The sequence below is a fragment of the Amycolatopsis sp. WAC 01416 genome, assembly GCF_003947485.1.
In the GTDB taxonomy this organism is placed as follows: domain Bacteria; phylum Actinomycetota; class Actinomycetes; order Mycobacteriales; family Pseudonocardiaceae; genus Amycolatopsis.
Genome location: NZ_QHHX01000008.1, coordinates 538,999 through 546,415 on the forward strand (window position 1 = coordinate 538,999; position 7,417 = coordinate 546,415).

A 7,417-nucleotide genomic window follows, 5' to 3' on the forward strand; every position below is an offset into this window, starting at 1 on the left:
GACTTAGTCGAGCAGCTGATCGCCCCGGACCGCCGCGGATGCGACGTGTTCCGGCAGGACCCGGCCGAACAGCTGTCTCGTCCGCTCCGGACTGCCGATGACCCCAGGACGCTCGCTGTACGCGAAGATCGCGGAATGGCGGGCGACTGCCCCTTGAACACTACTCACACGGTGCAGCGCGAAGCGTCCGCGAAACAGCTGAAGATCGCCGGGACGCAGAGTGAGCCGTCGGATCAGGTGATCCCCTTCGCCCGCCAGCACGGCACGGACGTCGTCGAAGTTCTCCGCCGTTCCGGTGCGGATGTTCGGGCAATATTCGAAGACACCGCCCTCGGCCGCCTCCTGCGTGAGCATGCTGACCGTGTACTCGTTGGTGTCGAAATGCCACGGATGCGAGCGGCCCGGTTCGATCACGTTGAGCACCAGGCCTGCCAGTGGATCGGCGAGTTCGTGCAGTTCGGGGAGCTCGAAGCAGTCGGCGACGAACCGCTGGAACTCGCTGCTCGCGTACAGCTGCTGGATGATCGCGGTCGCCGGGATCCGGTCGCGTGCCACGAAGGCGTTGCCGCGTTCCATGATCGTGCGGCCGGGGTGGCCCTCCGGCAGCGGAGTGTCGATGGCGATGTTGTAGGCGTTGACGCGTTCGACCTTCGCGTACGCCTCCGGAGCGATCTCCGCGCCTTCGTGGCGAAGGGCGTCACGTAGCTCCGGACGGATGAAGTCGGCCAGCACACTGCAGCCCGTTTCCCGCAGTTCGGCGCGGGTCCGGGAAACGATTTCGCGCCACGCCGGGCTTCCCGGTGCGGACAACGGATAGCGGGCGGTGTCGGCCACCTGGACTGCGCTCGCGGTCATCGACGTCCTCTCGGCTGGCCCGGAAGTGATTCTCGGGTTTAGCACAGAAAACGCCCGCGACCCCCGCGCCTTGTGAGCGGTGCCACACGGAACGTGACGGCCCCCTTATCCGCGTTCGTACGCGGATAAGGGGGCCGTCATGGAGCTTTCGTCAGCTGGTGACAAGCGGCAGAAGCGGCCGCCGCACCGCTGTCGCGACGCCGTCGGACGCCTGGGAAGCGGCGATCCGTTCCGCCGTCGGCGTGCCGTACTCGGTGGTCCGCTGCCGCAGCGGACGGCCCAGCGGTTCGACCATCGCGCGCATGTCGCTGATCGTCTTGTACGACCCGTTGGCCGCTCCCGCCATCCGGCTGATCGTTTCCTCCATCAGCGTCCCGCCGATGTCGTTGACCCCGCCCTGGAGAACGGCGCGGCTGCCCTCTTCACCGAGTTTCACCCAGGAACTCTGGATGTTGTCGATCGTCCCGTGCAGCAGCAGCCGGGCCAGCGCGTGCACCGCGCGGTTCTCGCGCAGCGTCGTCCCGGCCCTGGCGAGCCCGGCGAGGTAGATCGGGGAACTCTGGTGGATGAACGGCAGCAACACGAACTCGCTGAAGCCGCGCCGCCCGTTGCGCTCCAGGCCTTCCCGCTGCAGTTTCGCCAGCAGCTTCAGGTGCCCGACCCAATGCGACGGCGTGTCGACGTGGCCGTACATCATCGTCGACGTCGTGGTGATGCCGAGTTTGTGCGCGGTGGTGACGACGTTGATCCATTCCGACGTCGGCAGCTTGCCCTTCGTCAGCACCCAGCGGACGTCGTCGTCGAGGATCTCCGCGGCCGTACCCGGCAGCGAGTCGACGCCGGCTTCCTTCGCGCGCGCCAGCCAGTCCTCGATCGAGAGGTTGGTCCGCGAAGCGCCGTTGACGACCTCCATCGGTGAGTACGAGTGCAGATGGATGTCCGGCTGACGGCGTTTCACCTCGGCCGCGAGGTCGAAGTACGCGGTCCCCGGCAGATCCGGGTGGATGCCGCCCTGCATGCAGATCTCGGTCGCGCCCGCGGCCCACGCCTCGTCGACCCGGTCGCCGACCTGCTCCAGCGAAAGCGTGTACGCGTCGGCGTCGGTGCGCCGCTGGGCGAACGCGCAGAACCGGCAGCCGGTGTAGCAGACGTTGGTGAAGTTGATGTTCCGCGTGACGACGAAGGTGATGTCGTCGCCGTTCACCGCACGCCGCAGGTCGTCGGCGATCTTGGTGAAGGCGTCGAGCTCCGGGCCTTCGGCGTGCAGCAGCGCCAGCGCCTCGTCGTCCGACAGTCCGGCAGGGTTCTTTTCCGCGCTGCGCAAGGCGTCCCGGATGTCGAGGTCGAACCGCTGCGGCGCGGTCTTGATGTTGCCCTTGATCTCGGCCCAGTCGCCGTAGACCGAGTCGAAGTCGCTGCGGCGGTCTTCCGTACGCCCGACCGTGTCGACCTCGACGTGCAGATCGGTGCGCCCGGCCTCCTTCCAGCCGCCATCGGGCTCCTGCCACGGGATGCCCACCGGGATGGCCTCTTCGATCGCGAGCCCGGTCTCGGCGTCGGTCAGCGGCGCGAGATGCGCGTTCATCCGCGGGTCCAGCCACGGTTCGCCGGTCTTGACGTACTCCGGGTAGATCGGGAGCCGCTCGCGCACGGTGAAGCCGAGCGCCTCGGTGCGGCGTTTGAGTTCGTCGATCTGCGGCCACGCGCGTTCGGGGTTCACGTGGTCGGGGGTCAGCGGGGAGACGCCGCCCCAGTCGTCGATCCCGGCGTTCAGCATCAGTTCGTACTGCTGGCCGATCAGGTTCGGCGGCGCCTGGATGCGCATCTTCGGGCCGAGCACGAGCCGCGCGACGGCGATGGTCGCGGCGAGTTCCTCGAGATCGGCGTCCGGGGTCGCGCGCATCTTGGTGTCCGGCTTCGCGCGGAAGTTCTGGACGATCACTTCCTGGATGCCGCCGTAGGTCTTCGCGACCTTGCGGATCGCGAACAGGGAGTCGGCGCGTTCCTCGAAGTTTTCGCCGATGCCGATCAGGATGCCCGTGGTGAACGGCACCGAACTGCGGCCGGCGTCCTCCAGCACCCGCAGGCGCACGTCGGGGTCCTTGTCGGGCGAGCCGTAGTGCGGGCCGCCCTTCTCGGTGTACAGCCGCTTCGCCGTCGTCTCCAGCATCATGCCCATCGACGCCGAAACCGGCTTCAGCCGCTGGAAGTCCTGCCAGGTCAGCACACCCGGGTTGAGGTGCGGCAGGACGCCGGTCTCCTCCAATACCCGGATCGCCATCGCCCGGACGTAGGACAGCGTGTCGTCGTACCCGTGCGCGTCGAGCCAGTCCTTCGCCGCCGTCCAGCGGTCCTCCGGACGGTCGCCGAGGGTGAACAGCGCTTCCTTGACGCCCATCGCGGCACCCTTGCGGGCGATGTCGAGGACCTCGTCGGGGGAGAGGAACGGCGACTCGACCCGGCCGGGGACGGTCGCGAAGGTGCAGTAACCACAACGGTCCCGGCACAACCGGGTCAGCGGGATGAACACCGAACGGCTGTAGGTGACCACGCCGGGACGGCCCGCCGCGACGAGTCCGGCGTCACGGATCCGGGAGGCGTGCTCGGACAGCGTCTTGAGGTCGTCGCCGCGCGCCTGGAGCAGGATCGAGGCCTCGGTGAGGTCGAGGGTCTTCCCGTCGCGCGCCCTGGCGAGTGCCCGGCGCATCGCCGAGGTGGTGGGGGCGTTCGCGTCAGCAGGGGATGCCATTCCCGCACGCTATGGCCGGACTCGCTCCACCTGCCAGTGCGCATCCCGCCACCGCGTCACCCGCGCGGGTGTGGTCACCGTTCTCGCTGGTCAGAGCGTGATCTTGGTTGCCGATCGGTGGGCTGAAGTGTATTACCTAAAGTGTGGCTTCGGTGATCGGCAAGAAGGTCGGCGGGCGGACGTACTACTACCTCGTCACCTCCGCGCGGATCGACGGCGAGCCCAGGGTCGTGTCGCAGCGCTACCTCGGCACGGCCGAGGAGATCGGGCGCGCGATGGAGGGTGACGTCTCCGCCCCCGGCGAAGCGCGTCACCGGACCTTCGGTGACGTCGCGGCGGTGTGGGCCACCCTGCGACGGCTCGACTTCGTGCGCCGGGTCGACGAAGCCGTCGGAGCCCAGCGCGCCGCGACCACACTGGGGACGCATCTCGCGCTCGCCGTCCTGCACCGGGCGACGGCACCGGACACGGACCTCGCCACCTGGTGGGAGGACGGTGTCGCACGCGAATTCCTCAAAGCCGACCTGGCGAATCATCGGCGCGCGCTGCAACGGCTCACTCCGGAACGGATCGCGCGGATCGAGACCACGGTCGCCGAAGCGGTGCTCTCCTGGCTGGGGACGGGGAACGCCGCGCTCGCCGTCGACGTGCCGCAGTTCGCCACCTTCACCACGGCCGAGCCCTGCCGCTGCGAACTCGCCGGGCTCGGCCTGGTGGTGACCAAGGACGGCGCGATCCCGCTGGCGTCGCACGTGTATCCGAGGGAAGGTGCACAGCCGTTCGCCGCGCTCGCCGAGCAACTCCGCTCGCTGTACCCCGTCACGCTGATCTTCACCGCCGGCCAGGCAGCGCAACTGGACCTCGGAAGGCATTTCGTCGGTGCGCTCCCGCTTTCGGAGCATCCGGAGCTACTGGTGAAACCGCCGTCCGCGCGCGAACCTGTCGACCCGGAGCGCTTCGCCGGGTTGACCGCTCTCGACACCAGAGCCGTGGTCGCGGGCGTCCGGCGGCGTGTGATCCTGACCCATTCGGAGATCCTGCACAACGCGCAGGCCCGCGCGTTCGGCGAGGAACTGAGCACCGCGACGCGTGAACTCGACGGCCTCGACGCCGCACTGGCCGCGGGCACGTACCGCGGCGACCGGAGCCAGGTGAACGCCGAAATCGCGCGGATCACCCGCGGCCGCCGCGTCGAACGGGTGCTCTCCCCTTCCTTGACGGGGACGAAGCCGGGGGAGATCCGGCTGACCTGGAAGGTCGACGACGCCGCCGTGTCGCGGCTGCACGACGAGTTCTTCGGCAAACAGGTGCTGGTCACCGACCACGACTGGCCGGTGTCCGAGGTCGTCACCGCGTATCGGGCCCGGACCCACCTCGACTCGACGTTCCGCTGGCTGACCGGACCCGCCGTCACCGGCCCGGCCCCGCGCTGGGACTGGACCCCGCACCGGATCGCGGTGCACACGCTGGTCACGGTGCTCGCGTCCACGGTCACGCACCTCATGCGGCGCGAGGCGGACCGCGCCGGGATGAACCTGTCGGTCCGCGAGCTGATGGACAGTCTCGCGGGGATAGGGGAGACGGTGCTGCGCTACCCGTCCACCGGCGGCCGCCCGCGGACCCGGCGCCTGCTGACCGAGCGGAGCCCGGAACAGCAGGCGCTCTTCGACCTCTTCGGGCTCAGCTCTCCCGATGGATATGCAAGGCGGAGAAGCTCTGCACCACCGGCATCAACTCGATGACGTTGATGTTCACGTGCTCCGGCTGCGACGCCGCCCAGAAGACGGACTCGGCCACATCGGCGGCCGTCAGCGGCGTCGTGCCCTTGTAGACGTTGTCGGCCTTGCTCTGGTCGCCCTCGAACCGGACGACGGAGAACTCCGTGCCGCCGACCAGGCCGGGCTCGACGTTGGTCACCCGGACGCCGGTGCCCTGCAGGTCCGCGCGCAGGTTGAGGCTGAACTGGTGCACGAACGCCTTGGTCGCCCCGTAGGCGTTGCCACCGGGATAGGGGTAGGAGCCCGCGACCGACCCGATGTTGATCACGTGCCCGCGGCCGCGCTCGACCATGCCGGGCAGCAACGCGCGGGTGAGATGCGCGAGCCCCTTGATGTTCGTGTCGATCATCTGGTCCCAGTCGTCGAGCTTCGCGCGGTGCGCGGGCTCAAGGCCCTTCGCGAGGCCGGCGTTGTTGACCAGCAGGTCGACTTGGGCGAACTCGGCGGGCAGCGTGCCGGGGAGCGCGGCTACCGCGTCGGCGTTCCGGACGTCGAGCTCGAAGGGGAGGACGTTCTCGCCCAGCTCGACGGCCAGCTTGTCGAGCCGGTCCTTACTCCGCGCGGCCGCGACGACCTTGGCGCCGTCGGCGGCGAACCGGCGGACGATCTCGACGCCGAACCCGGCGCTGGCACCGGTCACGAAAACGGTCTTCCGGGACATGGAGACGATCACCCAATTTCTTTCAAGAACCGTGCGAACACGGCGTCGAACTCGGCCTCGCGTTCCAGGTTAGGCATGTGGGCGGCGCCCTCGATCACCGCCAGGGTGGAGCCGGGAATGAGGTCGTGCATGAGCTCGGCGTCCGAGACCGGCGTGAACTCGTCCTCGGTCCCGACCACGACGAGGCTCGGCACTCGCACCTGGGTGAGGCTGTTCCGGTAGTCCGGGCGCTCGGCCCTGCCCCTGAGCGCGGCCGCCGCTCCTTCCTTGGGCGTCGTGCGCATCATCTCCAGGACGTGCGCCGCCACGTCCGGCATCGTGCGGACGTTCTCCGGGGAGACCATCTTCGTCAGGACTTCCTCCGCGTAGGGGCCGAGCCCCTCGGCGAGCACCCGGTCCGCCATCTCGTTGCGGACGCGCCTGCCGTCCTCGGTCTCTTCCTGCGGGGAGGTGTCCGCGAGCAGGAGCCCGGCGACGCGGTCGGGGTAGGTGCGGTGGAACTCCATGACGATCTGCCCGCCCATGGAGAGGCCGCCGAGCACGAAGCGCCCGAGACCGAGGTGATCCGCGAGGCGCGCGATGTCGGCGGCGAAGACGTCGAGCCCGGTCTTGCCCGGGACCACCGTTGTCTCGCCGTACCCGCGAAGGTCCGCCGTGATGACCCGGTAGCCCTCCCGGCTGAAGCGCTCGGCCTGGGGACGCCACATCGAACGGTTGAAGGGGTGGCCGTGGACGAGGACGACAGGCAACCCGCTGCCGAGGTCGTCGTAGGCGACGGAGATGCCGTCGAGTTCCGCAGTGCTCATGAGCCCGACGCTAATCGGAGCAATCCCGTAGATCAATACGGTGCAATGTACTCGGAGCAATGTTTCTTCTCCGGCGTCCACCTGGGCGGCCCCGGGGCGATCACCGGGTGATCGACCGTTGCGGGCCCATTTCTGCTCGCTGACCTGCGGAAATGTCGTTAAGGTACCCCCCTGTTTCGAGGGGTTTCCGGCCATGTAAAGTTCTCCAAGTCGCCAGGGAAACCGGGTGGCCGCGGGACACGAACCAAGCTCTCACTTCAGGGTGATTGAGTGGGTGTCTCACCAAAAACTGCTAGGAATGACTGCTTCGGATAAGGCTGGGTTTTGCCTGGTGCGATCTGGGGTGTGTTGCTTGAGAACTCAACAGTGTGCTAGTGAACTAAGCCAGTAGAGCTTATGTATTTGAACCTCGTTTGAGGTTCCTTTGAGAGCAAGTAAAATTTGCCTCGATTGAATTCGAAGACATTGTTGGAGAGTTTGATCCTGGCTCAGGACGAACGCTGGCGGCGTGCTTAACACATGCAAGTCGAACGATGAAGCCTTCGGGTGGATTAGTGGCGAACGGGTG

General features: G+C 67.9%; 5 protein-coding genes and 1 rRNA gene. 2 read left to right on the forward strand and 4 right to left on the reverse strand.

The window, feature by feature from the left end; translation table 11 throughout:
• Positions 1-3: 3 nt before the first annotated feature.
• Positions 4-855 (reverse strand): arpA protein, encoded by an 852-nt coding sequence (locus DL990_RS28800; protein ID WP_125787568.1) that lies wholly within the window; start codon positions 853-855, stop codon positions 4-6.
• A gap of 151 nt (positions 856-1,006) precedes the next feature.
• Positions 1,007-3,604 (reverse strand): bifunctional FO biosynthesis protein CofGH, encoded by a 2,598-nt coding sequence (locus tag DL990_RS28805; RefSeq protein ID WP_125787567.1) that lies wholly within the window; start codon positions 3,602-3,604, stop codon positions 1,007-1,009.
• 143 nt (positions 3,605-3,747) lie between these two features.
• Between DL990_RS28805 and DL990_RS28810 the strand changes: the two genes are divergently transcribed.
• Positions 3,748-5,346 carry a transposase gene (locus DL990_RS28810; RefSeq protein ID WP_125800509.1) on the forward strand — a complete coding sequence of 533 codons (1,599 nt, stop codon included), beginning with the start codon at positions 3,748-3,750 and terminating at the stop codon, positions 5,344-5,346.
• On the opposite strand, the gene DL990_RS28815 is transcribed toward DL990_RS28810, so the two are convergent.
• Together DL990_RS28815 and DL990_RS28820 are read right to left on the reverse strand one after the other, a co-directional pair.
• A complete protein-coding gene (locus tag DL990_RS28815) occupies positions 5,285-6,043 on the reverse strand; it encodes an SDR family oxidoreductase (RefSeq protein WP_125787565.1) in 759 nt (252 codons plus the stop codon). The genes DL990_RS28810 and DL990_RS28815 overlap by 62 nt on opposite strands.
• An 8-nt stretch (positions 6,044-6,051) precedes the next feature.
• On the reverse strand, positions 6,052-6,849 hold the full coding sequence (locus DL990_RS28820; protein WP_125800510.1) for an alpha/beta fold hydrolase: 798 nt from the start codon (positions 6,847-6,849) through the stop codon (positions 6,052-6,054).
• Positions 6,850-7,314: 465 nt separating this feature from the next.
• Between DL990_RS28820 and DL990_RS28825 the strand changes: the two genes are divergently transcribed.
• Positions 7,315-7,417, forward strand: a 16S ribosomal RNA gene (locus tag DL990_RS28825); the annotation flags it as partial.

Excerpts from the sequence above, each read along its gene's own strand:
- DL990_RS28800 (WP_125787568.1), bottom strand. The coding sequence starts at position 855 with ATGACCGCGAGCGCAGTCCAGGTGGCCGACACCGCCCGCTATCCGTTG.
- DL990_RS28805 (WP_125787567.1), bottom strand. The coding sequence starts at position 3,604 with ATGGCATCCCCTGCTGACGCGAACGCCCCCACCACCTCGGCGATGCGC.
- DL990_RS28815 (WP_125787565.1), bottom strand. The coding sequence starts at position 6,043 with ATGTCCCGGAAGACCGTTTTCGTGACCGGTGCCAGCGCCGGGTTCGGC.
- DL990_RS28820 (WP_125800510.1), bottom strand. The coding sequence starts at position 6,849 with ATGAGCACTGCGGAACTCGACGGCATCTCCGTCGCCTACGACGACCTC.